General features: G+C 71.1%; 18 protein-coding genes and 1 tRNA gene. 17 read left to right on the top strand and 2 right to left on the bottom strand.

The window, feature by feature from the left end:
* Position 1: 1 nt before the first annotated feature.
* The 5 genes from WME96_RS33795 (at position 2) to WME96_RS33775 (ending at position 10,374) form a co-directional block, all read left to right on the top strand.
* The gene (locus WME96_RS33795) at positions 2-2,263 is read left to right on the top strand and encodes a molybdopterin cofactor-binding domain-containing protein (RefSeq protein WP_437285705.1); all 2,262 of its coding nucleotides are present in this window, start codon (positions 2-4) and stop codon (positions 2,261-2,263) included.
* A 147-nt stretch (positions 2,264-2,410) separates the two neighbouring features.
* On the top strand, positions 2,411-6,490 hold the full coding sequence (locus tag WME96_RS33790) for an RHS repeat-associated core domain-containing protein (RefSeq protein WP_437285704.1): 4,080 nt from the start codon (positions 2,411-2,413) through the stop codon (positions 6,488-6,490).
* Between the two features lie 236 nt (positions 6,491-6,726).
* Entirely contained in the window at positions 6,727-7,761 is a 1,035-nt protein-coding gene (locus tag WME96_RS33785; protein WP_437285703.1) for a hypothetical protein, read from the top strand.
* A 30-nt stretch (positions 7,762-7,791) separates the two neighbouring features.
* Entirely contained in the window at positions 7,792-9,084 is a 1,293-nt protein-coding gene (locus WME96_RS33780) for a hypothetical protein (RefSeq protein WP_437285702.1), read from the top strand.
* 111 nt (positions 9,085-9,195) lie between these two features.
* A complete protein-coding gene (locus WME96_RS33775) occupies positions 9,196-10,374 on the top strand; it encodes a hypothetical protein (RefSeq protein ID WP_437285701.1) in 1,179 nt (392 codons plus the stop codon).
* 159 nt (positions 10,375-10,533) lie between these two features.
* Here the strand turns inward: WME96_RS33775 and WME96_RS33770 are convergent, their stop codons facing one another.
* Positions 10,534-10,989, bottom strand: a complete 456-nt coding sequence (locus WME96_RS33770) for a GNAT family N-acetyltransferase (RefSeq protein WP_437285700.1) — start codon at positions 10,987-10,989, stop codon at positions 10,534-10,536.
* A gap of 228 nt (positions 10,990-11,217) precedes the next feature.
* Here WME96_RS33770 and WME96_RS33765 point away from each other — a divergent pair, with 228 nt between their 5' ends.
* The 3 genes from WME96_RS33765 to WME96_RS33755 are packed head-to-tail and all read left to right on the top strand — an operon-like array spanning position 11,218 to position 13,959.
* The gene (locus tag WME96_RS33765) at positions 11,218-11,937 is read left to right on the top strand and encodes a DUF969 domain-containing protein (protein ID WP_437285699.1); all 720 of its coding nucleotides are present in this window, start codon (positions 11,218-11,220) and stop codon (positions 11,935-11,937) included.
* The gene (locus tag WME96_RS33760) at positions 11,934-12,890 is read left to right on the top strand and encodes a DUF979 domain-containing protein (RefSeq protein ID WP_437285698.1); all 957 of its coding nucleotides are present in this window, start codon (positions 11,934-11,936) and stop codon (positions 12,888-12,890) included. Before WME96_RS33765 ends, WME96_RS33760 begins: the two co-directional genes overlap by 4 nt.
* A gap of 40 nt (positions 12,891-12,930) precedes the next feature.
* Positions 12,931-13,959: a DUF2891 domain-containing protein gene (locus WME96_RS33755; protein ID WP_437285697.1), complete on the top strand. Its 1,029-nt coding sequence runs from the start codon at positions 12,931-12,933 to the stop codon at positions 13,957-13,959.
* 4 nt (positions 13,960-13,963) lie between these two features.
* Here WME96_RS33755 and WME96_RS33750 read toward each other — a convergent pair.
* Positions 13,964-14,038: transfer RNA gene (locus WME96_RS33750), tRNA-Gly, on the bottom strand.
* Positions 14,039-14,333: 295 nt separating this feature from the next.
* On the opposite strand from WME96_RS33750, the gene WME96_RS33745 reads away from it, so the two are divergent.
* From WME96_RS33745 to WME96_RS33705, 9 genes are all read left to right on the top strand, one after another.
* Positions 14,334-15,704, top strand: coding sequence for an FAD-binding oxidoreductase (locus WME96_RS33745; RefSeq protein WP_437285696.1), 1,371 nt, complete (start codon positions 14,334-14,336; stop codon positions 15,702-15,704).
* A 428-nt stretch (positions 15,705-16,132) separates the two neighbouring features.
* On the top strand, positions 16,133-16,339 hold the full coding sequence (locus WME96_RS33740) for a hypothetical protein (RefSeq protein ID WP_437285695.1): 207 nt from the start codon (positions 16,133-16,135) through the stop codon (positions 16,337-16,339).
* A 137-nt stretch (positions 16,340-16,476) separates the two neighbouring features.
* Positions 16,477-17,748: a hypothetical protein gene (locus tag WME96_RS33735; protein ID WP_437285694.1), complete on the top strand. Its 1,272-nt coding sequence runs from the start codon at positions 16,477-16,479 to the stop codon at positions 17,746-17,748.
* Complete coding sequence (locus WME96_RS33730; RefSeq protein WP_437285693.1) at positions 17,745-18,290, top strand: glycine-rich domain-containing protein; 546 nt, start codon at positions 17,745-17,747, stop codon at positions 18,288-18,290. The genes WME96_RS33735 and WME96_RS33730 overlap by 4 nt, the downstream gene beginning before the upstream one ends.
* Positions 18,287-19,456: an MFS transporter gene (locus tag WME96_RS33725; protein WP_437285692.1), complete on the top strand. Its 1,170-nt coding sequence runs from the start codon at positions 18,287-18,289 to the stop codon at positions 19,454-19,456. The genes WME96_RS33730 and WME96_RS33725 overlap by 4 nt, the downstream gene beginning before the upstream one ends.
* Before the next feature lie 122 nt (positions 19,457-19,578).
* Positions 19,579-21,222 (top strand): flavin-containing monooxygenase, encoded by a 1,644-nt coding sequence (locus tag WME96_RS33720; protein ID WP_437285691.1) that lies wholly within the window; start codon positions 19,579-19,581, stop codon positions 21,220-21,222.
* 644 nt (positions 21,223-21,866) lie between these two features.
* A complete protein-coding gene (locus WME96_RS33715) occupies positions 21,867-22,805 on the top strand; it encodes a cytochrome P450 (RefSeq protein WP_437285690.1) in 939 nt (312 codons plus the stop codon).
* Positions 22,802-23,863, top strand: coding sequence for an aspartyl/asparaginyl beta-hydroxylase domain-containing protein (locus WME96_RS33710; protein WP_437285689.1), 1,062 nt, complete (start codon positions 22,802-22,804; stop codon positions 23,861-23,863). The genes WME96_RS33715 and WME96_RS33710 overlap by 4 nt, the downstream gene beginning before the upstream one ends.
* Positions 23,860-25,122 (top strand): MFS transporter, encoded by a 1,263-nt coding sequence (locus WME96_RS33705; protein WP_437285688.1) that lies wholly within the window; start codon positions 23,860-23,862, stop codon positions 25,120-25,122. The genes WME96_RS33710 and WME96_RS33705 overlap by 4 nt, the downstream gene beginning before the upstream one ends.
* Positions 25,123-25,126: the final 4 nt, after the last annotated feature.

Raw genomic sequence — 25,126 nt, 5'->3', positions numbered from 1 at the left:
GATGGAACAGCAACGCGTCGTCCTCCTCCGCCGCTCTTTCCTCGCGGGGCTCGGGCTCGCGGTCTCCGGGCTCGCGCTCGGGCTCGCCGACGATGCCGAGGCCGCGCCCGCCGCGCCCGCGGGCGCGGCGGCCGAGCCTGGGCTCCGGACCGGGGTGTTCCTGCACCTCGCGCCCGACGGCACGGCGTCGATCGTCTGCCACCGGTCGGAGATGGGGCAGGGGATCCGCAGCTCGCTGCCGGTGCTGATCGCCGACGAGCTCGGCGCCGACATGGCGCGGGTGAAGATCGTGCAAGGCGACGGCGACAAGGCCTACGGCGATCAGAACACCGACGGATCGCGCAGCGTGCGCAACGGCTACGAGCCGATGCGGCGCGTGGGCGCGACGGCGCGCGCGATGCTCGTCGCGGCCGCCGCGAAGAAGTGGCGGGTGCCCGCCGCCGAGTGCGTCGCCGAGCAGCACGCCGTCCACCACGCGAAGACGAAGCGCTCGCTGGACTTCCGCGAGCTCGTGGCCGACGCGGCGAAGCTCCCGGTGCCCGACGAGAAGACGGTCGCGCTCCGCCCTGTCGCGGAGCTCAAGCGCGTCGGCGGCATGCTGCCGCTGCTCGACGGGCCGGCGATCGTGACGGGCAAGGCCCAGTTCGGCGCGGATGTGCGGCTGCCGGGCATGCTTACCGCGGTGATCGCGCGCCCGCCGGTCGTGGGCGGCAAGGTCGTGCGGTACGACGGCGCGCGCGCGCTGGCGGTCCCGGGCGTGAAGAAGCTCGTGGATCTGCCGGGGCCGAAGGGCGGCGCGGTCGGGTTCCAGCCGCTCGGCGGCGTGGCGGTCGTGGCGGACTCGACGTGGGCGGCGATGCGTGGCCGGGCGGCGCTGCACGTCGAGTGGGATCACGGCGCGAACGCGGCGTACGACTCGGCGAGCTACCGCGAGGCGCTCTTGTCGGCGGTGCGCGCGCCGGGGAAGGTCGTGCGGAAGGTCGGCGACGTGGACGCGGCGTTCAAGGCGGCGGCGCGCACGATCGAGGCCGAGTACTACGTGCCGCACCTGGCGCACGCGGCCATGGAGCCGCCGTCGGCGGTGGCGAGGGTCGACGCGAAGGGATGCGAGGTGTGGGCGCCGACGCAGAACCCGCAGGCGGCGCGCACCGAGGTAGCGCGGGCGCTCGGCCTCGACGAGGCGAACGTCACGGTGCACGTGACGCTCCTCGGCGGCGGCTTCGGGCGGAAGTCGAAGCCGGACTACTGCGCCGAGGCGGCGCTGCTCGCGCGGGCCATGGGCGCGCCGGTGCGCGTGCAGTGGACGCGCGAGGACGACGTGCAGAGCGGCTACTTCCACAGCGTGAGCGCGCAGCAGCTCAAGGTGGGGCTCGACGCGGCCGGCAAGGTGACGGCGTGGCAGCACCGGACGGCGTTCCCGCCGATCCCGTCCACGTTCGACGCGAAGGCGAAGACCCCGAGCGAGGGCGAGCTCGGCCTCGGCGTGCTCGACCTCGCGCTCTCGGCCCCGAACGTCCGCGTCGAGGCGTGCGACGCGCCGGCGCACGTCCGGATCGGCTGGCTCCGGTCGGTCTGCAACATCTTCCACGCCTTCGCCGTGCAGAGCTTCATCGACGAGATCGCGCACGCGCGGCAGGCGGATCCGCGCGACGTGCTGCTCGAGGTGCTCGGCCCGGCGCGCCGGGCGACGCCGGCGGAGCTCGGCGTCGACAAGGTCCCCAACTACGGGGCGCCGATCGAGCAGCACCCGGTCGACGTGGGCCGCCTGCGGCACGTGATCGAGCGGGTGACGGAGCTCTCGGGGTGGGACGCCGCGCGCAAGGCGGGGCGGGCGGTGGGCCTCGCCGCGCACCGGAGCTTCCTCACGTACGTGGCCGTTGTCGCCGCGGTCTCGAAGGACGCGCTCGGCAAGGTGAAGGTGGACGAGGTGTGGCTCGTCGCGGACCCGGGCACGGTGGTCAACCTGGATCGGGTGCGCTCGCAGATGGAGGGCGCGGTCGTGTTCGGGATGAGCATCGCGCTCCACGGCGCCATCACGGTGAAGGGCGGCGCGGTCGAGCAGACGAACTTCCGCGACTACCCGGTGGTGCGGAGCCCGGAGGTGCCGCAGCGGATCCACGTGGAGATCGTGAAGAGCGACGCGCCGCCCGGTGGCGTCGGAGAGCCGGGGGTGCCGCCGGTGGCGCCCGCGATAGCGAACGCGGTGTTCGCCTTGACGAAGACGCGCGCGCGGGAGCTGCCGCTGCGGCGGCTGGGGTTGTGACGGGGGCGGGGGTCGAGCCGGAGGCTGTCGAGGGGGGGCGGGGGTGAATTGAATTCAACCCGGGAGCCGCCGAGAGGTTACCGCCCCGGGGCCATCCGGCACGGCAGCGGGTATTGACGTCCTGGCCGGTTCCGCGACCATCGCTTCATGGCACGCACAGCTCCGGTTCCGAACATCCCGGCCATCCCGGGAATGAACCCCGGTGTCTTCGTCATGGGCGGTGGTGCAGGCGGCGGAGGCAGCGGCGGGCGCGGCGGCAACGGAGCCGGCGGAGACCAGGGTGCGGGGGGCAAGAACGGTGGCAACGGCGCCCAGGGCGGCGGCCGCAACGCCGGGAGCTGCGGCCAGGGCAGCGGCGGCGGTTGCCCCAACCCGACGCACGGGGGCGGAGGAGGAACGCAGGCCGGACACCCCATCGATCCGGTCACGGGCCGCGTCTACACCCTTGCCGTCACCGACATGGCGCTTCCGGGAGCCTTTCCGCTCGTGATCGAGCGCGCCTACAGCTCCGCGCAGCGCGACCTCGATTACGGCCTCGGCCACGGCTGGAACCACTCGCTCGGCTGGCGCGTCATCGAGCTTCGCCGCCGCAGGGTGCGCGTCGTCACGGCCACAGCGCTCGCGTGCGAGGGCCGCTGCCCCGACGAGGGCGAGACCGTGAAGCTCCCCGTCGGGCTGCTGACGCGGACCCGTGACGGCTACTTCCTCAAGGCCGACGACGGCATCACGCGGGTCTTCGAGCATGCCTTTGCCATCGACAACGAGCTCCGCCTCAGCGCGCTCCTGGACCGCAACGGCAACCAGGCCCGGCTCTTCTACGAGAACGGGACCGGTCCGCTCCAGTTCGTGAACGACAGCGTGGGCCGGCTGCTCCGCGTGCGGCGGCACCGCGACGGCCGCATCGCAGCGTTCGAGGTGAAGAACGCGTCCGCGAGGGGCGCCTGGACGTCCTTCCGCACGTACGAGTACGACGATCGCGGAGATCTCGTGGCCGCGCGCGACGCGCTGGGGCACGCGATGACCTTCGCGTACGACGCAGACCACCGGCTCGTGCTGGAGCGCTGGCCCACGGGCCTCGAGGTGCACTACCGCCACGACAACCACGGTCGCTGCGTGGAGACGTGGTGCAACGATCCCGACGAGCGCGCGCTCCTGGCCGAGAGCGTGCCCGAGACGCTCGTGGACGGCAGCCGCGCCAAGGGGTTCCTGCACGCGAAGATCGAGTACGGCGCGGGCGAGAACAACGTCATCACGTCGCGCGCCCTGCGAAGGGTCGAGGCCAACGCTTTCGGCAAGGCGGACCGGATCGTCTGGGCGGGGCAGGTGCACGACAATGCCTTCGACGAGTCGGGCGAGCTCGTCGGATACCGCGACGGGCTCGGGCGCGCATGGAGGATGGGCGAGGCCGGCGGCGTGTACCGCGTCGTCGACCCGCTGGGGCGGGCGACGGAGTACGTGTACGACGATCGCGGGAACGTCGTGACCACGCGCGGCCCCGACGGCCTCGAGACGCAGCACGCGCGCGATCCGAACGGCAACCTGATCTACCTCTCGGACGCGATGGGGCCGGTCGCGAGCTTCCGCTACGACGAGCGCGGCTGCCTGGTCCACGCCGAGACCGAAGGCGGCGGCGAGACGTCGATGAGGTACGACGCGCTCTGCAATCGCGTCGAGATCGTCGAGCCGGACGGCGGCACGCGCGCGCTGCGCTACGATTTCCTCGGGCGGCTCGTGGAGATGCGGGACGAGAAGGGCGGGGTCCACCGGTGGATCTACGACGCGATGGGGCGCGTGGTGGAGCACTGCTCGCCGCTCGGCGCCCGCACGTTCATGAGCTACGACGAGGCCGGCCGCTTCAACGGCGAGCGCGACGCGGACGGCCGCTGGTACCGGCTGGTGTACGCGGGTCTCCGCGAGGTGATCGCGGTCGAGCGGAGCGACGGCTCGCGCGTGTCGTACGCCTACGATCGCGAGCTCGACATGGTGCGCATCGTCAACGAGGAGGGCGACGTGCACACCATCGAGCGGGATCTCGAGGGGCGGATCCTCTCCGAGCGCACCTTCGACGGTCGCACGCTGCGGTACAGGAACGACCGGGCCGGGCGGCTGTCGAGGATCACCTTCGACGACGGCGAGTTCGTCGAGCTCACCTACGACGATCTCGATCGCATCATCGGGCGTGCCTTCTCCGACGACACGTTCCACAAGCTGGAGTACGACGAGCGCGGGCGCGTCCTGCTCTTCGAGACGGAGGCGGTCCGCACGCAATACGCGTACGACGCGCGAGGGCGCTGCGTCCGCGAGGACACCGAGCTGGTGAACGAGCCATCGTCCGCGACGTCCATCCGCCACCTCTACGACGCCGGCCTGAATCGCACGGCGGTGATCGTCCCGGGCGCCTTCGCGATCGCCACGCCGCGCGACGCCGCGGGGCGGTGCTCCGCGCTCGTCTTCTCGGATGCCGGGGGAGCGCACCAGCCGATCGCGACGTTCGCGTACGACCCGGCGAGCGTCGAGGTGGGGCGCCTCTTCGCGGGCGGGGGCGGGATCGAGCTCACGAGGGACGCGCATGGCAACGTCGTCCGCTCGGCCGTCATCGGCCGTGGCGCCGCGGTCGTCCGCCCGGGTGAGCCCACGTGGGTCGGCAAGCTCGGCGGCCCGGAGACCCTGCGGTTCGACTATGGGTGGTCGCCCGCCAACGAACTCCAGGTGCTCGCCGATCGCGATCGCGGGGCGCAGTCGTTCGCGTACGACGCGCGCGGCCGCATCGCGCAGAAGCGGCACGAGCGGCGGGCCGGGACCGAGGACTACGTGCTCTCGCCGCGCGGCGACGTGCGCTGGATCGACGGCCGCGCGCAGTCCCACCTGGGCGGCGGGCGGCTCGTGACCACGAACGGCGCGACCCTCACGTACGACGCGCGCGGCCGGCTCGTGAGGAAGGTGGAGGGCGCCGCGGTGACCACCTACGCCTGGAGCGTGCTCGGCCTGCTCTCGGGCGTGACGTTGCCCGACGGCACCCGGCTCGAGTTCGTGTACGACGGGTTCGCGCGGCGCCTGGAGAAGCGCGTCGCGCGGCGAGGCGCGGCGCTCGTGAGGCACCGCTACCGCTGGGATGGCGAGGACCTCCTGGAGGAGACGGTGGAGCGCGAGGCGAGCACCCCCGGCGCGGCCACGCCGTTCACGCTGGTGGAGCGTTGGCGCTACGCGTACGCGCCGGGCTCGCCGGCGCCGATCGCGCAGGCGATCGACACCGAGGCCGGCCCGGGCGCGTGGAAGTACCTCGTGCACCGGGACGGGGCGCCTGTGCCGTTGGCGCTCGTGGGCGCCGACGGGACGGTCGACCAGGTCTTCGAGACCGGGGCGTACGGCCGGGTTATCGCGGGCGATGCCGCCGCCACGCTGAGCCGGTTCCTGGGGCACTGGTACGAGCCGGAGACGGGGCTCCACTACAACCGATGGCGGTATTTCGATCCGGCGAGCGCGACGTACCTGAGCCCGGAGCCGCTGGGGCTCGAGGGAGGGCTCGAAGCGTACGGGTATGTGAATGGGCGGCCGCTCGTCTGGATGGATCTCGATGGCCTCGCGCGGAGCGTGACAACACTCACCGATCGCAATGGCAACGCGATCGGGACGGGCACGTCCTCCCGCGAGGCGGACCTGCACCCTGCCGTGGCGGCGGCGCTGCCGATCCGGAACGCGCGCGGCGGGGATACGGACGCCGCCTCCTGCTCGGAGCCAGCGGCGCTCTCGTCGCACCTCCGGAACTGGGAGAGCCGCAACCCCGGGCAGAGCTGCGACCCGGGCACGCCGCAGGGACGACAGAACCTCAGCAGGGCGCTCTCGGAGATTGGTGGCATCTCGAGCCGAGCGGGAACGAAGGATCTGGCGGCGTGCCCGAACTGCTCGCAGACGATCCCCCGGCTCTGGGCGCTCGCCGATCCGCGCCCGCCGTCACCCACGGTCGCGGGGGGCCGTGCCTCGACGAGGGATGCTACCAATGTGCCGGGTGGGCTCCAGAACCCAGAGGGACCGCGCGTCGTGAACCCGGCCGGCGCACCGGGGCCAATCACGCTTCCAGCTTCGCCGCTCGCACAGAGCATCAACGACCCCGCGATGAGGGCCGCCAATGAGGACGCATATCGACGAGCCGGGGGGACGGGCTCAGTGGCGGGGCTCAATCCAGGGGTCTTCGACAACTCGTCCGGGACCTGGGGGCCACGCCCATGAGCATCACAGAGCGCGACGATCTACCGAGCGCCCCCGGAATCGAGGACCTGGGACCGCTGGGCTCGCTCGCACCGCACGACGGAGCGGTGGTGCGCATTCCACGCACCGGAAACCCGTTCGAGCCGCGACCTCCAGTGCCAGCCGATGATCCTGCCGCCCTCCGCGACGCGGCGCGGCTGGTCTCCGAGGGGCTCGTCCTCCGCCAGCGCCACCATCACGGGGCGCAGCCCTCGCTCATGACCGGGTGGGTCGAGGGCGCGCTCGGGCCGCCGCGCGTGGTTCGCTCGCTCGGGCCTTCGGAGCAGCTGCTGTGGTTCGAGGGCGCCATCGTCCTGCTGCTGGCCGACGCCTTGACCGTGGCGTGCGCGACCAGCGAACGGCTCCGGGCGTTGCTCGCACACCCCCTGCCGGCCGGGCTCTCGCCCGCGCCAGCGAGGTACTCCTATATCCCGATCGCCGGTCTTCCGCGGCCCGGAGCGCTGCTCGGGTCGATGGACCACTTGGATCGGTACTTCCCGGAGGCGTTCGAGCTTCACGAGACGGAGGGCGGCAGCTGGGTCCGCGGGGTGCTCCAGGGCGCTTTCGAGACGCAGCTCCAGATGAAGCCCGGCGGCTGTATCGCCACGGTTCCGCGTCATGCCGATAGGCTCGCGCGAGCCACCTCGTTCGGCGAGTGGCAGCCGGGTTTGCGAGATCAGGATGGCCTGCGCGCCCAGCTCGAGAGATACCGGGCATCGGCGTCGCTCACGAATGCGGTGCTCGCCGTGGACGAGCTCGCGGGCGGGTTCCGTGGGCAACGGGGGATCTCGATCGTTGCCCCGTGGGCGGCGAGCGTGATCCGTGAACGGACCTCCTCCGGCATCTGGTCTGCGCCAGTTCACCCTTACAACGGAGCCTGGTTCATTGGCTGGATCGAGAACACAGCGGTGCGCACGGGCATCTACGTGGACGAGGCGGGCGGGGTGTGGGCCTCATGGCAGGAGCCAGACGACGACGAGGTGCAAGTGCGCCTGGTGGGCACGGGCGTCGAGCGCTGGTTCGAACGTCATATCTACCTCCTCGAGAACGGTTATGCGTCGGAGGCGACGTGCCGTTCGGAAGAGGCGCTGCCGCCCGGGCTCAGTCTCCGCGAAGACCTCTCCGACGCGGCCGCGCAGGTCTTCGTGGATGGAGATGCCGTGTGGCTCGTCGAGGAGTGCGGCATTCAGCGAATGTCCCGTCACGTGTCCAGTGTATCGGACGTGCTAGCAATTGCAGGGCGTTTTGGATAATAAAATCAACGACCCCGCAATGGGCCCGACTTGAAGACCCGATTCTGCGATCCCCTCCTCGGCACAATCGAGAAGGGCATGTTCAATCCCGAGCTCCGATCCATCTGCGGAACCAAACAGCTCACGGCGTCCATCTCCCAGTTAAACGAGGTGGCGGAGAGGCTCGAGCGGTGGCGTGCTCCGGGGTTCGAACTGCGGGCCCGTGTCCACCTCGGTAACTTTGAGCCGGAGACGGGCTCGGTCACTGCGCTTGACAAGACGAACGATCTCGTCAAGGGCGTTGCTCGCCGGGTCGCCCAGCCGAGTCGCCACTTTCGCCTGCACGGCTTTCTGTGGCACGTCTGCGATGGCGTGCTCGCCCTGCGCGACGACGCGTTCTTGCGGATGCTGGGCCCCACGGCGACCAGCTTGCGGTCCTGGCTTGAAGAGTGCGCAGCGCTGCGGTTACGATGTTTCTTTCCGGTGGTTCGAGCCGCCGGAACGTCGCTTGTCGCTCCCGAGTCTGGCTGGATCGAGTTTCGCGACGATCACGTCGATGCGACGGGGCGTGCGGCTCTGGACAACGATGCCGTGCACCTTGATCTCTTGCTCGGAGAAGCGAACGAACGATTTCGGCAGGGCGTGGTCGGATTTCTCTGCTCAACCGTCGACCCAGCGTCGAAGGCGCTTCCGCTGTCGCCTCGCGCGAGAGAGGCGGCATCGCGCTGGCTCTGCCGGCTACACGATCCCGGCGACCCCTCGCGGCTCGCCTCATGGGTGCTGGAGAACGGCGGCAGCGAGGCACTCGCCAGGGCGGCCGCAGACGCGGAGCGCTCGTTCGGCGGTTTGCGCAGCGTCGACCGGATCCAGCGCTTCGGCGGGATCCAGATGCTCGATCGAGCCCTCGCCGAAGGGAGCGTTGCGGAGTGGCCACTTCAGCAGACGCCGGACGGCCCCGTGATCCTGGTGAGCGTACGAGATATCGACAACCCCGATACGCTAGCGTGCGTGACGGAGGAAGGCAGGATGTGGGCCTATGGGTTCGGCTGGGACGAGTGGGAGCGAACGAGCGACTCCGTGCGTGTGTTCGTCACCCGCGTCGCGCTGTGGGGACACCCCAAAGAAGTGCCGATTCATGTCTCACGGTCGTCGCACGGCCGTGAGCTCGCCCGGGCGCTCGGCCTGGAAGAGGTTGAAGAGGCCAGCGACTCCACTGGCACCTTCTACGCTGGCGACGCGGCACTCGTGTTCGAGCGTAGGCTACAGGGCCTAACCGTGACGCGCATGCGGGAGCTTCGCCCCGAGGCGGTGCTCGCCTGGGACGACGGCACCTCGCCTGCCTGAGGCGCTGCGTGTCCGTGGACGCGAACTGGTCGCGGATGGACGCTTGTTGGGCCCAGGCGACGCGATGTCAGCAGCGGCTCGAGGAAGTTGTGGGCTCATCGCAGAGGCTTCATGCTCGACTTCCCCGCGCTCCCCGGCATCTCATCCAGGGACCGCGAACGGCTCCGCTCGCGTTTCGCGGGGTGGAACGACAGCTATCTCGCTTGCACGGGCGCCCCCACCGTCGCCCGCGACGAGATCCTCGACGCCGTACGCGCGCGGGGCGGTGACGTGCCGCCTGCCCCGGAGTCGAGTGGCTCCTTCAGGTGGTACGAGGGCTCGGTGCTGGTCACCGAGAGCCGGGACACGTGGTGCCTTTATGCGCGAAGCGCCGAGCAGCTCGTCCCCTGGCTCCGGGCTTTCGGTGAGCGGCAGCCTCGCAAGCCGATCTGGTTCCCTGCCTACTCGGCGGTGCTCGCCGAGAGCGAGCCGCTGGAAGGCGAGGGGCTGTTGTTCGATGACCGGGAGCCGGGTGTCGAGGGGGCCTTCCTGGTGCGCAACGGCAGCGCGGCAGTCCGCTACCGCCTCCCTGGCGGGGGGATGTCGCAGGGGCTCGGCAAACGAGCGACAGCGCGCTTGCACGCCCCGTGGCAGTCGTCGTTTGACGGCGTGCCCACGGTCCCGGCCTTCGTGGTCATCAACGACGAGGGCTGCCCCGCTTTCCTCGCCTGGCTGCATGCGCAGGGACCGTCATCGTGCCTCGTCGATGCCGTCTCGGACGCGCTCGGCATCGGGCGCGGCATCCGGCGGTTCGATCGAACCGCCATGTGTGGTCCCGTCCTCTGCCACGCAGAGTTCTTTGCGGGCGCCGCTTCCGCACAGGCGTTCGAATCGCCGCTCCTCCGCCCCGGTGACCCCTGGCTTCCGGCGGGTGAGCCATCGCGGCTGCTCGTCGGCTACTGGGACATCGGGACGTCGGACGCGTTCCTCTACCTCGGTGAGGACCGCCGCATCTACCGCTACACGTTCGAGGACGACCTGTGGTCCGTCTCCGCGTCGAGCTACGCCGCCTACGTCGAGCGTATCCTCCGCTTCGACGCGAGGAGCGCGGCCACGCACGCGTCAGACCTCCCGATCCTCTCGCTCTGCGAGCGTCTCGGGCTCGTGGTCGACCCGATCGGAACCGATGACTGGGCGACCCTGGCCGTCTCCAACGACCTCGTAGCGTTCCAGCGGCCCGGTGAGCGAGCGTTCTTGAAATGCTTCACCCCCCAGGCTGAGGCAAGGGCGCGTGCGCTCCTCTCGGGGTAGGTCGCCCGCGGACGCGGCCCCCGACCCTTGGGACGCCGCGCCGAGGGGCACGCAGTGAGAGTCTGCGCTCCGCAGCTCGCGTTTCCGCGCGAGCTCGCGCTGGAGCGGTGGAGATCGCGCCCGCGGGGGAGAGCGCCCCGGGAGAGGGGCGCGCCGCCGCTACGAGGTCCCCGCCTTTCCCTGCTGGTAGATGTCCTTGACGTTGATCTCCATGAACGTGTCCGGCTTTCCGAGCGGCGTGAAGCCGTACTGCCGGTAAAGCCCGTGCGCATCGGCGGTGGCGAGCAGCGTCCGCCGCAGCCGGAGGCGACCGAGCGCCTCGGTGACGTGGGCGATCAGCGCCTTGCCGTACCCCTTGTGTTGCTCCGCCTCGACGATGAACACGTCGGCCAGGTACGCGAACGTCGCGTGGTCGGTGATCACCCGGGCGAATCCGATCTGCGCTCCGGCCTTGTAGACGCCGAAGCAGAGCGAGCCCTGGATGGCCCGCTCGACGACCTCGCGGGGGATGCCCGTGCTCCAGTAGGCAGACGCGAGGAAGGCGTGGATCCGCTCGACGTCGAGGAGCGCCTTGTCCGATGAGATGACGATGTCTTCAGCTGCCTCATGCTCCACTGTGGCGATCCTCCGTTCAGCCTGCGTGCTCGGGGTCCTGGTCCATGACGGCTCCTCCAGCGACCCCGGCGCTCGCCGCGCTCCGGGAGGCCACTCGTCGACGCGCCGGCCGGCGTCAAGCGCGGGCTGCCGGGCGCGTGCTCCTGCGCGTGCCCGTGGTCCTGCGCGCGCCCGTGGACGACGCCCTCGCCCGTGTGCGACGTTGCCCGCCAGCACCAGGGAAGAAGCATGCTCACGCTCCTCGGGGTCGCTGTCGTGGTCGTCGGCTTCGTCGCCCGGATCCATCCGCTCCTGGTCGTCGCGGCGGCGGCGATCGTGACCAGCCTCTCGGCGGGGATGAGCCCGATCCAGGCGATCTCCGCCCTGGGCAAGGCCTTTAACGACAACCGCTATGTCAGCCTGGTCTGGCTGGTCCTGCCGGTCATCGGCCTCCTGGAGCGCTCGGGCCTCCAGGAGCGGGCGCGCGCGCTGGTAGCGCGGGTGAAGACCGCCACGACCGGGCGGCTCCTGCTGGTTTATTTCGTGATACGGCAGCTCACCGCGGCCCTCGGCCTGACCTCGCTGGGCGGCCACGCGCAGATGGTCCGCCCGCTGATCGCACCCATGGCCGAGGGCGCGGCCGAGAACCGGTACGGCCCGCTGCCGGACCGGACGCGCTGGCTGATCCGCGCCTCTGCGGCGGCGGCCGACAACGTGGCGCTGTTCTTCGGAGAGGACATCTTCCTCGCCATCGCGTCGATCCTGCTCATCAAGGGGTTTCTCGAGCAGAACGGGATCCTCGTCGAGCCGCTCCAGGTGTCGATCTGGGCCATCCCCACGGCGATCCTGGCGCTCCTCGTCCACGGGACACGGCTCCTCCTGCTCGATCGGCGGCTCCGGCGCGAGCTCGCCCGCGTCGCCCCCGCGACCCACGCAGCCCACGAAGATGCCGGGGAGCCGCGCGGATGATCACGCTCGATTTCGGCTATGCCGCAGGAGGCCTGTTCTTCGCGGCGTCGGCGCTCCTGAGCGCGGCCGACCGCGAGAACGAGAAGCGCTGGAAGAGCGCCCTCTTCTGGGGCCTGCTGGCGACGAGCTTCCTCTTCGGCCCGCGCCTCGGGGATCTCGGGAACGGGGTGCTCGTGATCGCGCTCGTGCTGCTGGCGGGCGTCGGGGGCCTCGGGCAGGGGCGCCCCGCCACGACGACGCGCGAGGAGCGGCTCGCCAGCGCCGAGCGGCGCGGCGACCGCCTCTTCGTCCCGGCGCTGATCGTCCCGGCGACCGCCCTCCTGGGCACGCTGGTCCTCCGGCGGATCGAGGTCCTCGGGGCCCCGCTGCTCGACCCGGGGCAGGCCACGCTCATCTCGCTCGCCCTCGGCGTGGTGCTGGCGCTCGCGGCGTCCGTGGCGTGGCTGCGCCCGCCGCTGCTCGCGCCGCTCCAGGAGGGCCGGCGCCTGCTCGACACGGTGGGCTGGGCGGCGATCCTGCCCCAGACGCTGGCCGCGCTCGGCGTCGTGTTCTCGGCGGCCGGCGTCGGCGACGTGGTCGGGCAGCTCGCCGGGGGCGTGATCCCGCTCGGCAGCCGGTCCGCCGCGGTGGCGGCCTACACGGTGGGCATGGCGGTGTTCACCGTGATCATGGGCAACGCGTTCGCGGCGTTCCCGGTCATGACCGCCGCGGTGGGGCTGCCCCTGCTCGTGCGCCGCTTCGGCGGCGACCCGGCGATCGTGTGCGCCATCGGCATGCTGTCCGGCTTCTGTGGGACGCTGATGACCCCCATGGCCGCGAACTTCAACGTCGTTCCCGCAGCGCTGCTCGGGCTGCCCGATCGCGACGGCGTGATCAGGGTCCAGCTCCCCACCGCGCTGCTCCTGCTCGTCGGGAACACGCTCCTCCTGTACCTGCTCGCCTTCCCCCGCTGATTCCACGCTGATTCCACGCGTGATTCCACGCCGAGGTCCCATGACGCACGCCCTGACCCCCGAGATCGCCTCGCAGCTCGCCGCCCTCGCGCTCGGGCACGTGACGCGGGAGTACCCGAACAAGCTCGATCACGTCATGACCGGCCCCGAGGACGTGAAAGGCCCGCGCGAGCTGCACCCGATCTTTCACGGCAGCTTCGACTGGCACTCGTGCGTGCACGGCCACTGGCTCCTCGCGCGCATCCTCCGCCTCTTCCCCGGCGGGCCGGCCGCCGCGCCCGTGCGCGCGCTGCTCGAAGCGCAGCTCACGGGCGAGAAGGTCGCCGCCGAGCTGGCCTATCTCCAGCGGCCGTCCAGCCGCGGCTTCGAGCGGCCGTACGGGTGGGCGTGGCTGCTCCTGCTGGCGGCCGAGCTCGCGCAGTACGACACCGACGAAGGTCGCCGGTGGTCGGCGGCGCTGGCCCCGCTGGGCGACGCGTTCGCCGAGCGCTTCCTCGAGTTCCTGCCCCGGGCCACGTACCCGGTCCGCGCCGGCGCGCACACGAACACGGCCTTCGCCCTCGCGCTCGCGCTGGAGTACGCCGCCGTGAAGGGCGACGAGCCGCTGTCGCGGCGCTGCGCCGAGTCCGCGCGGGCGTGGTACGGCCGCGACGCGGACTGCCAGGCGTGGGAGCCCTCGCAGGACGACTTCCTCTCGCCCGCGCTCATGGAGGCCGAGTGCATGCGGCGGGTCCTGCCCGGGCCGGAGTTCCGCGGCTGGTTCGCGCGGTTCTTGCCGCGCGCCGCGCAGGGCGAGCCCGCCACGCTGTTCCTGCCCGCGACGGTCAGCGACAGGAGCGACGGCAAGATCGCCCACCTCGACGGGCTCAACCTGAGCCGCGCCTGGTGCTGGCGCTCGCTCGCGGCGGCGCTGCCCGGGGGAGATCCCGTCCGCGCCCGCGCGCTCGACGCCGTCGCGCGGCACCTCGACGCCAGCCTGCCGCACATCGCGGGCGACTACATGGGCGAGCACTGGCTCGCGAGCTTCGCCCTGCTCGCGCTGAGCGATGGCGGCTGCTGCAACGTCTAGATTGTGGAGCGGGAGACGGGATTTGAACCCGCGACGTCAACCTTGGCAAGGTTGCACTCTACCACTGAGTTACTCCCGCAAACGTCGATGACACGGATCAAGAAGCCACGCAGTGCGTGTGCGTGGCGCGTCTCAGAGAGAGCTCTGATTGCGCCGCTTCCTCACCCGAGGTCGTCGCCGTCGATGCGCGGCGGAGGAGTACCAACCGGCGTCGCCGTAGTCAAGCGCTGACGTGCGAGATCGCGGCGCTTGCTCCGGCACGAGGAGCTCGGCGCCGGCGCGCCCCGCGATCCGCGGCAGCGCTCGCGCGCGGACGTCCGCGCGGGGCGGGGACGTTGACGGTGGAGACCGGCGCCGGTAGCGTCGGGGCGGCCATGAGCGCGCTGGACGAGCTCGCCCTCGCGCTGGGCGACGGCCTGATCACCGACAGGGATGTGATCGATGGCTATCGCCACGATCAGGCGATCTGGGCGACCGGCGGCTGGCCGCGCGCGCTGGCGCGGCCGTCGTCGACGGCGGAGGTGCAGGCGCTGGCGCGGTGGGCGACGCGGCACCGCGTCGCGCTGGTGCCGCGCGGCGCCGGGACCGGGGTGGCGGGCGGGGCGACGGCCGGCGACGGGTGCGTGGTGGTGAGCTTCGAGCGCATGAACCGGATCGTCGCGATCGACGAGGCGGCGATGCTCGCGGTCGTCCAGCCGGGGGTGATCAACGGCGATCTCAAGGCCGCCGTGCGCGAGCGGGGGCTGTGGTACCCGCCCGACCCCTCGAGCTACGCCCTCTCGACGATCGGCGGCAACGTCGCCACCAACGCCGGCGGCCTGTGCTGCGTGAAGTACGGCGTCACGGCCGATTACGTGCTCGGCCTGGAGGCGGTCCTCGCGGACGGAACGGTGCTCCGCACCGGCGGCCGCAGCCGCAAGGACGTCGCGGGCTACGACCTGACGCGGCTCCTCGTCGGCTCCGAGGGCACCCTGGCGATGATCACCGAGATCACGCTGCGCCTGCGGCGGCGCCCCCCGCCGTCGACAACGCTGGTCGCGACGTTCGGGTCGCTCGAGGCCTCGGGGCGCGCCGTCGCGGCGATCGTCCGGTCGGTCGACGCCTCGCTGCTCGAGATCATGGACCGCACGAGCCTGCGCGCGGTCGAGGCCCACGCGCGGCTCGAGCTCGACACCGAGGCTGCGGCGATGCTGATCGCGCAGAGCGACGCGCCCGGCTCCGCCGAGCTGACCCGGATGCAGGAGGCCTGCGAGGAGGCCGGCGCGACGATGGTCGCCGCCACCGAGGACGAGGGCGAGGGGCAGATGCTGCTCACGGCGCGCCGCCTGGCGCTGACGGCGCTCCAGCGGCTCGGCACGGTGCTCGTCGACGACGTCGCGGTGCCGCTGCCGCTCTTGCCGGAGATGTTCCGGCGCATCGAGGTGATCGTCGCCGAGTCGGACACCATGGTCGGCACGGTGGCGCACGCCGGCGACGGCAACCTGCACCCCCTGGTGGTCTTCGATCGGGCCGACGCCGCGGCCGAGGCGCGCGCCGTCGCGGCCTTCGAGGCGGTGATGGCGCAGGCGCTGGAGCTCGGCGGCACGATCACCGGGGAGCACGGCGTCGGCACGCTCAAGCGCGGCTTCCTCGCCCGCCAGCTCGGCGCGGCGTCGCTCGAGCTGCACCGCCGCATCAAGGACGCCTTCGACCCGGCGGGGCTCCTGAATCCGGGGAAGGTGATCGCGCCGCCCGGCGAGCGCTGAGGCGGCCGGCGTCGAGCCCACGCCGCCGCGCCGGCATGACCGGCCGAGCGCTGACCCATGGACAGGCCGCCACGCCATCATGACGGCGTCTGCGCGGCGGTTCGCGGCGAACCGGGATGGCGCCGCGTGAATCGCGGGATCGCCGGCGCTCCTGGCGAGAACGTCGCGCTGCGCATGAAGCGGCGCTGTCACCGGATAGCGTTGTGGCGCGACGCATCCCGGAATCAGGCCATTGAGATTCGGTATATCACTTCAATCGCTGATGCAGGCCGCTTGACGGTCGTTGGTGCTCCCATATAGTCAGCGAGACGGTCGGGCGGATCACAATGGTGTCCGTCGGGCCGCGGGGGCACACGACCGCAGCGGCGCGCGGGCTGTGGAGATGTGCGTCGTCCATGCACCACCACCATGCGTTCAAGGAGGCTCGAATGAAGCAATTGATTCAGCGGCTCGCCCAGGATCATCTCTGGAATCACTGGGTCGCGGCCAACTCGGCCGGTGAGCCGGCGCTCGCCGGCAGCGTGGCCAGGAAGGCCGGCTGTATCTCGAGGAAGGCCGGCTGCATCTCGAAGAAGGCTGGCTGTATCTCGATGAAGGCCGGCTGCATCTCGAAGAAGGCTGGCTGCATCAGCTAGCAGGGCCGTCCGGGCCTGCGAGCGAGGCGGAGATCCCACAGCTTCTGCTGGGGGGTCTCCTGCCTCGCTCGCGGCCGCCCGGACCATGGGTGCAACGCCTCGTGATGGCCTGTTCGGCCGTCCTCCTGGAGTCGACCATGGACGCCCATCGACAGACGCTCGCCGAGATGATCGATCAGGTCAGGGACATCCCCATCTACCGCCCGTCGATCGAGGCGGGCTCCTTCCCGATCCTCGAGAAGCCGGAGATCGCCAGAGGCTTCCCGGACAACTGGATGACCCCGAGGCTCGCCGAGGCGCTGAGGGCCGGCGAGGCGGAGTTCGTCCTGTCGACCGGGACGAACCACGCGCGGATGCAGATCATTCGCCCGCCGTTCTTCCTGCTCAGGTCGTATTACCGGCTGTGGAGCGAGCACCCCGACGTCGCCGTCACGTGGCAGCAGGGCTGCCAGCGCGTCTCGATCACCACGGTGCTGGCGACAGAGCACGTGGCGCGGCTCAACGCGAAGCGGCGAGGCGCCGAGGCGCCGGCGCGCCCCAGCCTCGAAGAGCGTCGGCTCGACGCGCGCACGCTCTACCTGAACCTGCGGCTCGACCCGGCGCTCTGGGATCGCGGCGACGTGGAGCGCATGCTCGATGAGATGACCGCCGTCCAGCAGGCGCATCCGCGAGGCTGGTACCACCTCGACTGCGACAGCCTCCACCTCGCGCATCTCGTGCGGAAGGCGCTGGCCTGGGGGGCGTGGCCCCGCTTTCCGAGGCCGGCCAGCATCATTCACGCTTACGAGTTCACGCCGAAGAACGTGCGGCGTTTCCTGCAGCAGCACTTCGAGTGCCCGGTCATCGACCTGTTCGGCAGCACCGAGCTGGGATACCTGTACTACAGCGATCGTCACGGGCGGTACTGGCCCTACCTCGACAAGATGCACCTGGAGCTGATCCCGGTCGAGGAGGGCAGCTCGATCCACAGCATCATCGTCTCGAGCGTGCGCAACCCGTACATGCCGCTCATCCGGTATCGATCGGGCGACTGCGCCGAGACGGTCGATGGTTCCCCCGACCCGCTCCGGATCCGCCGGTTCTGCGGGCGCGAGCGAGAGCTGTTGTGGCTCGAGCGCGGGGGCGCGATCTCCCAGGCCCACCTCGACGACTGGATCGCCGCCGCGGCGCCGTCCGTCTTCCTCTATCAGCTTCACCCGGAGGGCACCCGGCAGGCGCGGTTATTGTACACCACCTTCGACGACACCCCCCTCGACCCGGCCGCAGAGCGCGCGCTGCGGCAGCAGATCCTGGGGGGCGCCGGGCTCGATTGCGCCCTCGAGCGCCGCGCGCACATCGCGATCGGCAAGTCCGGCAAGTACGCGTGGTTGAACCAGGACGGCGAGACGACGGAGCGAGGTGGCCTGTGACGATCGAGCAACCGAGGGTGACGACCGCCGCGCTGAGGGCGCTGCTCGGCGATGCGTTCTTCTCCGGCGTGGTGCGGCACTTCGCGCAGACCACCGACGAGGAGCCCGCGTTCGTCGAGCGCCAGGTCATCGAGTGTCTGAGATACCTGTACCTGATCTCGCGCCATCCGGAGCCGCTGGTCGGGCTGTTCTTGCCCGTGGAGCAGGCGATCGACGAGATCTGGCATTACCTGATCCTGCAGACCCGGGAGTACCGCGAGCTCTGCGAGGAGCGCCTGCCGGGGCGCTTCTTCATCCATCATCGCAGCCTGCCGTACGAGGACTACCAGGAGGCGCAGCCGAGCCGGGAGCAGGCGCTCGAGGAGGCGCTGCGCTGGCTGCCCCTGTACCGCGAGGAGTTCGGCCCCTTCGACGAGGGCGCGCTGCCGCACTGGACGATGGTGCGGTTCCTCCACCAGCACCTCGGCCTCTCCCTGGACGCCATCGCGGCGCTCGGCCCGGACGACCAGGCCGCGCGGCCTGACGCGGAGCGGGCCCGTTGATCCGCCGGGCCCTGCGGGCGGCGCCGGCCACGTCCATCAACACGCTGGTCCTGCTGCTGTGTCAGGTCCTCGGGATCGCGGGCGTGGTCGCGATCCAGTTCGCCGGCAGCCTGGTGGGCGAGCGGCTCGCGATGGACATGCGGCTCGCGACCCTGCCGGTGGCCGTGCTGGTGCTGTCGTCGGCCCTGGGCACCTGGCCGGCCAGCCAGATGATGCGCCGCTTCGGGCGCAGGCCCTGCTTCATCGCCGCGGCGCTGCTGTCCGCCGGCTGCCTGTCGCTCGCGGCGCGGGCGGTGGAGCTGTCGGATCTCTGGCTCTTCTGCGCGGCGGTCTGCGGCGTCGGCCTGCAAGGCGCCTTCGTGCAGCAGTATCGGTTCGCGATCCTGGAAGGGCAGCCGAGCGGCAGGGCGCCGCGCCTGCTGATCATGATCCAGCTCGCCAGCGCCGCTGGCATCGTCCCCGGCGTCTCGCTCTTTGGCCTGCTGGAGGGGCGGACGTCCAGCTACATGCCCTGTGCCCTGATGATCCTGGCGGTGCTCCAGGCGCTGGCCGCCGTCGCGTTCGTGGCGTACCGGCCGCAGGAGGCGCTCGTCGTCGGCGCCTCGGCCACGCCCGACGCGCGCGCTCGCGCGCTGTACTGGCCGATGGTGGCCATGGGCGCCGGCGCGTTCCTGGTGATGAGCCTGATCATGGTGCCGACGCCCTTGCAGATGTGCGGCGTCGAGCGGACCTCGGTGCGGGAGGCGAGCTGGGTCATCCAGGTGCACCTGCTGAGCATGTACCTGCCTTCGCTCTCGGTGGGCGCCCTGCTGAAGCGGGCGTCGATCGCGCTGCTCCAGGGCCTGGGACTGCTGTTCCTGCTCGTGGGGTTCCTCGTGAGCTGGCTCCCGGGCTTCGGAGGGCACCTGATCGGGCTGGCGCTTGTCGGGGTCGGATGGTGTTACGTGTTCGTGACCGCGACGACGCTCGTCGCGCGCAGCCGCCCGGGTCCCGAGCGCTTTCGCGCGCAGGGCGTCAATGATCTGTGCGTGTTCGCCGCCAGCGGCGTCGCGTCGCTCACGTCCGGGGCCCTCCTGTCGGCGCTCGGATGGAGCGGCCTGCTCACCCTCGGCCTGGCGCTGGTCCTGGGCTTGATGGCGCTCGCCTGGGACGTCCACCGCGCCTGAGGCCCGGCGGCGGCGGCGGGCCTCAGGCGCGGCGCGGGCGGCGCGACACGCATCTTCTCGGGGATCGAGCGAGGGCGCGGGGCGCCCGGGCGCACACCCATGTCCAGACGGAGGCCAACATCATGTCGGAATCGGAGTCGAGCTGTTCGAACCACGGCGCGGAGCGAGCCTGCCGCTTCGACGCCGTCATCGTCGGTGCCGGGTTCGCAGGCCTGTACATGCTCTACCGCCTGCGCCAGCTCGGCCTCGCGGTGCGGGTCTACGAGGCGGGAGACGGGGTGGGCGGCACGTGGTTCTGGAACCGCTACCCGGGCGCGCGCTGCGACATCGCGAGCATGGATTACTCCTATTCGTTCTCGCCCGAGCTCGAGCAGGCGTGGAGGTGGACCGAGCGATACGCCACCCAGCCGGAGATCCTGCGGTACCTCGACCACGTGGCGGACAGGTTCGAGCTCCGCCGGGACATCCAGCTCAGGACGCGGGTCTACGCGGCCTCCTTCGACGAGGCGACGAGCCGGTGGGTGATCCAGACGGACGACGGCGCCAGCGTGTCGGCGAGGTTCCTGATCATGGCGACGGGCTGCCTCTCTGTCGCGAAGCGGCCCGACATCCAGGGGATCGACGCCTTCGAGGGCGACTCGTACCACACCAGCCGCTGGCCGCACGAGGGCGTCGACTTCACCGGAAAACGCGTGGGCGTCATCGGTACGGGCTCGACCGGCGTCCAGGTCATCCCCGTCCTCGCCGAGCAGGCGAGCCATCTCTTCGTCTTCCAGCGGACCCCGTGCTTCAGCGTGCCCGCGCGCAACGCGCCCATCGACCCTGCCCACGAGGCTCGGATGAAGGCGAGCTACCCCGAGCACCGGCGCAAGGCCCGCGAGACGCGCGCCGGGGTCGTCATGGAGGTCAACCCGAAGTCCGCGCTGGAGGTGTCGCCCGAGGAGCGAGAGCGCGAGTACAGGGCTCGATGGGAGCAGGGCGGCACCGGCTTTCTCGCCACGTTCTCGGACGTGATGCGCTCCCGGGAGGCCAACGAGACCGCCGCCGAGTTCGTCCGGGCCCAGATCCGCGCGACCGTCCGCGACCCGGCCGTCGCCGAGGCGCTGTCGCCGCGGGGCTATCCGCTGGGCACCCGGCGGCTCTGCGTCGACACGCGCTATTACGAGACCTATGACCGGCACAACGTCACCCTGGTCGACGTCAGGGCGTCGCCGATCGAGGAGATCACGCCGAGGGGGCTCCGGACGCGGAGCGCGGAGTACGCGCTCGACTGCCTCGTGTTCGCGACAGGCTTCGACGCGATGACGGGCGCCTTGACCAGCATCGAGCTCCGGGGGAGCGGCGGCGCGTCGCTGAAGCAGAAGTGGGCCGGCGGCCCCCGCGCCTACCTCGGCATCGCCATCGCCGGGTTCCCCAACCTGTTCACCATCACCGGCCCTGGCAGCCCCTCCGTGTTCAGCAACGCGATCGTCTCCATCGAGCAGCACGTGGAGTGGATCACGGGCTGCCTCACCTTCCTGCGCGAGCGCGGCATCGAGCGAATCGAGGCCACCGCCGAAGCAGAGGACAGGTGGGTTGACCACGTCAAGGAGGTGGCCGACGGCACGCTCTACCCTCTGGCGAACTCCTGGTACATCGGCGCAAACATCCCTGGAAAGCCGCGCGTCCTCATGCCCTATGCCGGCGGCGTCGGCGCCTATCGAAAGACGTGTGATGCCGTCGCGGCCCAGGGATACGAGGGGTTCCGCCTGTCGAAGACAGGCTGAGCACATCGACCGGACCGCCGCGCGGGGCGCCGGGAATCTTTCGCTCCGGACGAACGTTCGGCGCGTCTTCACAGAGCGTCACGCAACTTAACAAATCATAACGTGACCCGATAAGGCATCTGTGTTCCGGGGCCGCGTGACATAATTTGGTTATGGGAGCGCACGGTTGTCGACGTGGCTCGCACCCGCTCGTCGAGATGTTGCGATGCCGGCATTCGACATGGCGATTGTCTTTGACGACTGACCTGCTCCCGCTTACCTTCAACTCCGTTCTTGCTTGCGACACCTCGCAAAAAGGAGGTCCCCGTGAAGTACTGCTGGTAATCTACAGGCCACCAGAGGGGGCCAAGTCGCATCCCGGCTTGGCCCCCTCGCTCTTTGTGAGAGCAAACCGATGCGAGAAGATCCGATGCCCCGCAGCCCGGTCGACTATGATCCGCTGTCTCCCGAAGCCGTCGCAGATCCCTACCCGATCTACGCGCGCCTGCGCGCGTCGTGCCCGGTGCTATGGCACGATCGACTCGACTCCTGGGTCCTGACCCGCTACCGCGACTGCATCGCCGTGCTGCGCGATCCGGCCAGGTTCGCCAGCGACGCGCGGCGCGCCGGTCACGAGGCGCCCCCCCGGCGCGGAGCACCCGAGCTTGCAGGGGCTCGACCCGCCCGAGCACACGCCCATCCGCGATCTGTTCGCCAATGCGCTGCGCGAACAGGCGATCTCCGGGCTCGGTGAGCTCGTCGCCGTGGAGGCGACCGCGGCCTTCGCGCGCCTCGCCGACGCGCCGTCGTTCGACTTCACCGCCGACGTCGCGCGCCCCATCGCGCTCACCGCGATGTCCCGGCTGCTCGGCGTCGCGCCGCCCGCGATCGCGTCGATCGTGGCGCTGTCGGACGCCGTCGAGCGCGCCATGGACGCGGCGCTCGTCCCCGAGGCGATCGGCCCGGCGCTGGCGGCCCGGGGGCAGATGAACGAGCTCATGAAATCGTGGGTCGGCGACGGGCTGAGGCCCGGGCTGCTCGCCCAGGTCCTCGACGAGCGGCACGGCGCCGGCGTCCCGGAGGCCGCGGTGTGGAGCACGGCGCGGGTGATGTTCCTGGCCGGCTTCAGCACGACGGTGTCCGCGGCGTCCAACATGGTCCTGGCGATGTTCCAGCACCCCGGCGCGCTCGATCGCCTGCGCGACCCTCGCCTGCTCGAGACAGGCGTCGACGAGCTCATGCGCTACGACGGGCCCATCCAGGGCACGAGCCGCATCTGCCTCGAGGCGACCACGATCGACGAGACGCGGATCGAGCGCGGCCAGGTCGTGCTCCTCCTGTTCGGCGCGGCCAACCGCGATCCCGAGCAGTTCGCCGCGCCCGACGAGCTCACGCTGGACCGCCGGCCGAATCGACACCTCGCCTTCGGCCGCGGGCCGCACGCCTGCACCGGCACCCAGCTCGCGCGGATCGTCCTGCAAGCGCTGCTCGGCAGCATGCTCCGGCTGCGCGCGCCGCTGCGCCTCGCGGGGCCCGTGCGCCGGCAGCGCCGCGCCACGGTCCGTTATCCCGATCGTCTCCCCCTCACCCTCCAGGCCGCATGATGACGAGCGCTGCCCTCATGAACACGCTGCCGCCCGACCAGAGCACGGGCGATCTCGACCCCTGGCCGCTGGCGCCCATCCTCGCGAGGCTGCCCGCGACAGCGCGCCTCTCGCTCGGCTTCGACGTCGCGCGGATGCTGGCCGACGTGAGCGCGCTGCGCGAAAGGGAGTGGTCCAAGCCCACGATCCTCACCGGCGAGGGCGTGAGCCGCGGCGCCGACGTCGACTGGCGCAAGCTGCCGCTCCGCAGCATCGGCGGCGATCCGGACCGGACCGACCCGGGCGGTCCGTCGCTCGAGGAGTTCGCCGACACGCCGTGGCTGCGCGAGGCGCCGTATCTCGCCGAGGTGCTGGCCCGTATCCCGGCGCCGCTGCGCTGCGTGCGGCTGCAGTCGCTCGGGCCGGGCGCGGCGAGCCCGGTGCACAACGACACGAAGCACAGCCTGCCGTGGGGGATCGTCCGGCTGCACGTCCCGATCGTCACGACCCCCGGAGCGATCCTCACCATCCAGGAGGAGACCCACCGCTGGCAGCCGGGTGAGGTCTGGTATGCCGACTTCACCCGTCCGCACCTCGTGCGCAACAGCGATCCGGTGACGCGGATTCACCTGGTGATCGACTGCCACCCCACGCCCGAGCTGCTGCAGCTCTTCCCTGCGGAGTTCCGGTCGCCCGCGGTCGCGGCGAGCACGCTGTTCGCGGCGCCGGCCGTGCGGCTCTCCCTCGCCGAGCGCGACGCGTGCCGGTGCAGCTTCCAGATGCCCAGCTCCTTCCACTCCTTCGAGGAGCCGGACGGCGCGTTCCTGACGGCGCCGCGCACGCGGCGGGCCGCGATCGACGTCCGCGGCGACCGGCTCGTCCTGGTGATCGACGGCGAGCCCGCGTTCTCGCTCGTGCACGTCGGAGAGGGCGAGTTCCGCTTCGCCGGATGGACCCTGGAGCGGACCGTGCAAGTCACGCTCGACCCGACCCGCGCGCCGGTCGTGACGCTGCGCTCGCGCGTGGGGGACCAGACCCGGGTGCTCGATCTGCCCGCGGAGCGCGCGAGGCTCTCGTGACATCGACGGCCACGATCGCGGCGCCGAGCCTGCTCCGCCATCGCAATTTCATGCTGCTGTTCGGCGCCGACACCATCAGCCAGATCGGCACCCAGATCACGCTGGTGGCGCTGCCGCTCGTGGCCATCCTGGCGCTCGACGCCGGGCCGTTCCAGGTCGGCCTCCTGTTCGCCGCGCAGACCTCGGCGTTCGTGCTCATCGGCCTCCCCGCGGGGGTGTGGGTCGATCGGATGCGCCGGCGCTCCATCCTCATTCACACCGATCTGATCCGCGCCGCGCTGCTCGTCTCGATCCCTGTCGCCTGGTGGCTCGGAAAGCTCAGCTTGCTGCAGCTCTACGTGGTGGCCCTCGGCGTGAGCGTCGCCCGGGTGTTCTTCGATGTGGCCTACCAGAGCTATGTCCCCACGCTGGTCGACCGGGGTCGGCTCGTGGACGGCAATGGCAAGCTGGAGATCGTCAACTCCGGCGCGCAGGTCGCGGGGCCGAGCGTCGGAGGCTGGCTGGTCAACCTGCTCTCGGCGCCCGTCGCGATCGTGGCCGACGCCGTGAGCTTCGTTTGCTCGGCGCTGCTGCTCGGCCGCATCGACGCCGCCGAGCCGGCGCCGCAGCGCGCCCGCGCCCGCGGCCTGCTCGGCGAGATCCGCGAGGGCGTTCGCTTCGTGCTCGGCCACCCGATCCTGCGCATGATCGCGCTGCGGTCGGCGCTCGCCAACATGGCCTTCTCGGCCGCGCTGGCGGTGCAGGCGCTGTTCCTGCTCCGGGAGCTGGGCCTCTCGCCCGAGGTCTACGGGGTGCTCCTCGCGGCGGGGGCGCTCGGCGGTCTCGTCGGTGGGGCCGTGGTCGGACCGCTGACCCGGCGCATCGGCTCGGCGCGCATCATCTGGCTCGGGCCGCTCCTGTTTCAGCCGTTCGCGCTGCTCGTCCCGTTCACCCGGCCGGGCGCCGGGCTCGCGTTCTTCGTGGCCGGCACGTTCGTGGAGGCGATCGGCATCGTTGTCTACAACGTCTCGCAGATCAGCTTTCGTCAGGCGATCACGCCCGAGCGCCTGCTCGGCCGGATGAACGCGACCATGCGTTTCCTGGTCTGGGGCACCATGCCGCTCGGCTCGCTCCTCGGCGGCGCGCTCGGCGAGCGGTACGGCGTGCGCGCGGCGCTCTGGATGGGGATCGGCGGCCTGCTGCTCTCCCTCTTGCCGCTGCTCCTCTCCCCGCTGGTCCGCATGCGCGACCTGCCCGCCGCGTCGATGGAGCCTGCCTGATGAG

Source organism: Sorangium sp. So ce406, from assembly GCF_051474675.1.
Classification (GTDB): Bacteria; Myxococcota_A; Polyangia; order Polyangiales; family Polyangiaceae; genus Sorangium; species Sorangium cellulosum_G.
Note: the sequence above shows the minus strand (reverse complement) of the source record. Positions and strands in the feature narration are given on the sequence as shown.

Excerpts from the sequence above, each read along its gene's own strand:
- WME96_RS33795 (WP_437285705.1), top strand. The coding sequence starts at position 2 with ATGGAACAGCAACGCGTCGTCCTCCTCCGCCGCTCTTTCCTCGCGGGG.
- WME96_RS33790 (WP_437285704.1), top strand. The coding sequence starts at position 2,411 with ATGGCACGCACAGCTCCGGTTCCGAACATCCCGGCCATCCCGGGAATG.
- WME96_RS33785 (WP_437285703.1), top strand. The coding sequence starts at position 6,727 with ATGACCGGGTGGGTCGAGGGCGCGCTCGGGCCGCCGCGCGTGGTTCGC.
- WME96_RS33775 (WP_437285701.1), top strand. The coding sequence starts at position 9,196 with ATGCTCGACTTCCCCGCGCTCCCCGGCATCTCATCCAGGGACCGCGAA.
- WME96_RS33765 (WP_437285699.1), top strand. The coding sequence starts at position 11,218 with ATGCTCACGCTCCTCGGGGTCGCTGTCGTGGTCGTCGGCTTCGTCGCC.
- WME96_RS33760 (WP_437285698.1), top strand. The coding sequence starts at position 11,934 with ATGATCACGCTCGATTTCGGCTATGCCGCAGGAGGCCTGTTCTTCGCG.
- WME96_RS33755 (WP_437285697.1), top strand. The coding sequence starts at position 12,931 with ATGACGCACGCCCTGACCCCCGAGATCGCCTCGCAGCTCGCCGCCCTC.
- WME96_RS33745 (WP_437285696.1), top strand. The coding sequence starts at position 14,334 with ATGAGCGCGCTGGACGAGCTCGCCCTCGCGCTGGGCGACGGCCTGATC.
- WME96_RS33740 (WP_437285695.1), top strand. The coding sequence starts at position 16,133 with ATGAAGCAATTGATTCAGCGGCTCGCCCAGGATCATCTCTGGAATCAC.
- WME96_RS33735 (WP_437285694.1), top strand. The coding sequence starts at position 16,477 with ATGGACGCCCATCGACAGACGCTCGCCGAGATGATCGATCAGGTCAGG.
- WME96_RS33720 (WP_437285691.1), top strand. The coding sequence starts at position 19,579 with ATGTCGGAATCGGAGTCGAGCTGTTCGAACCACGGCGCGGAGCGAGCC.
- WME96_RS33710 (WP_437285689.1), top strand. The coding sequence starts at position 22,802 with ATGATGACGAGCGCTGCCCTCATGAACACGCTGCCGCCCGACCAGAGC.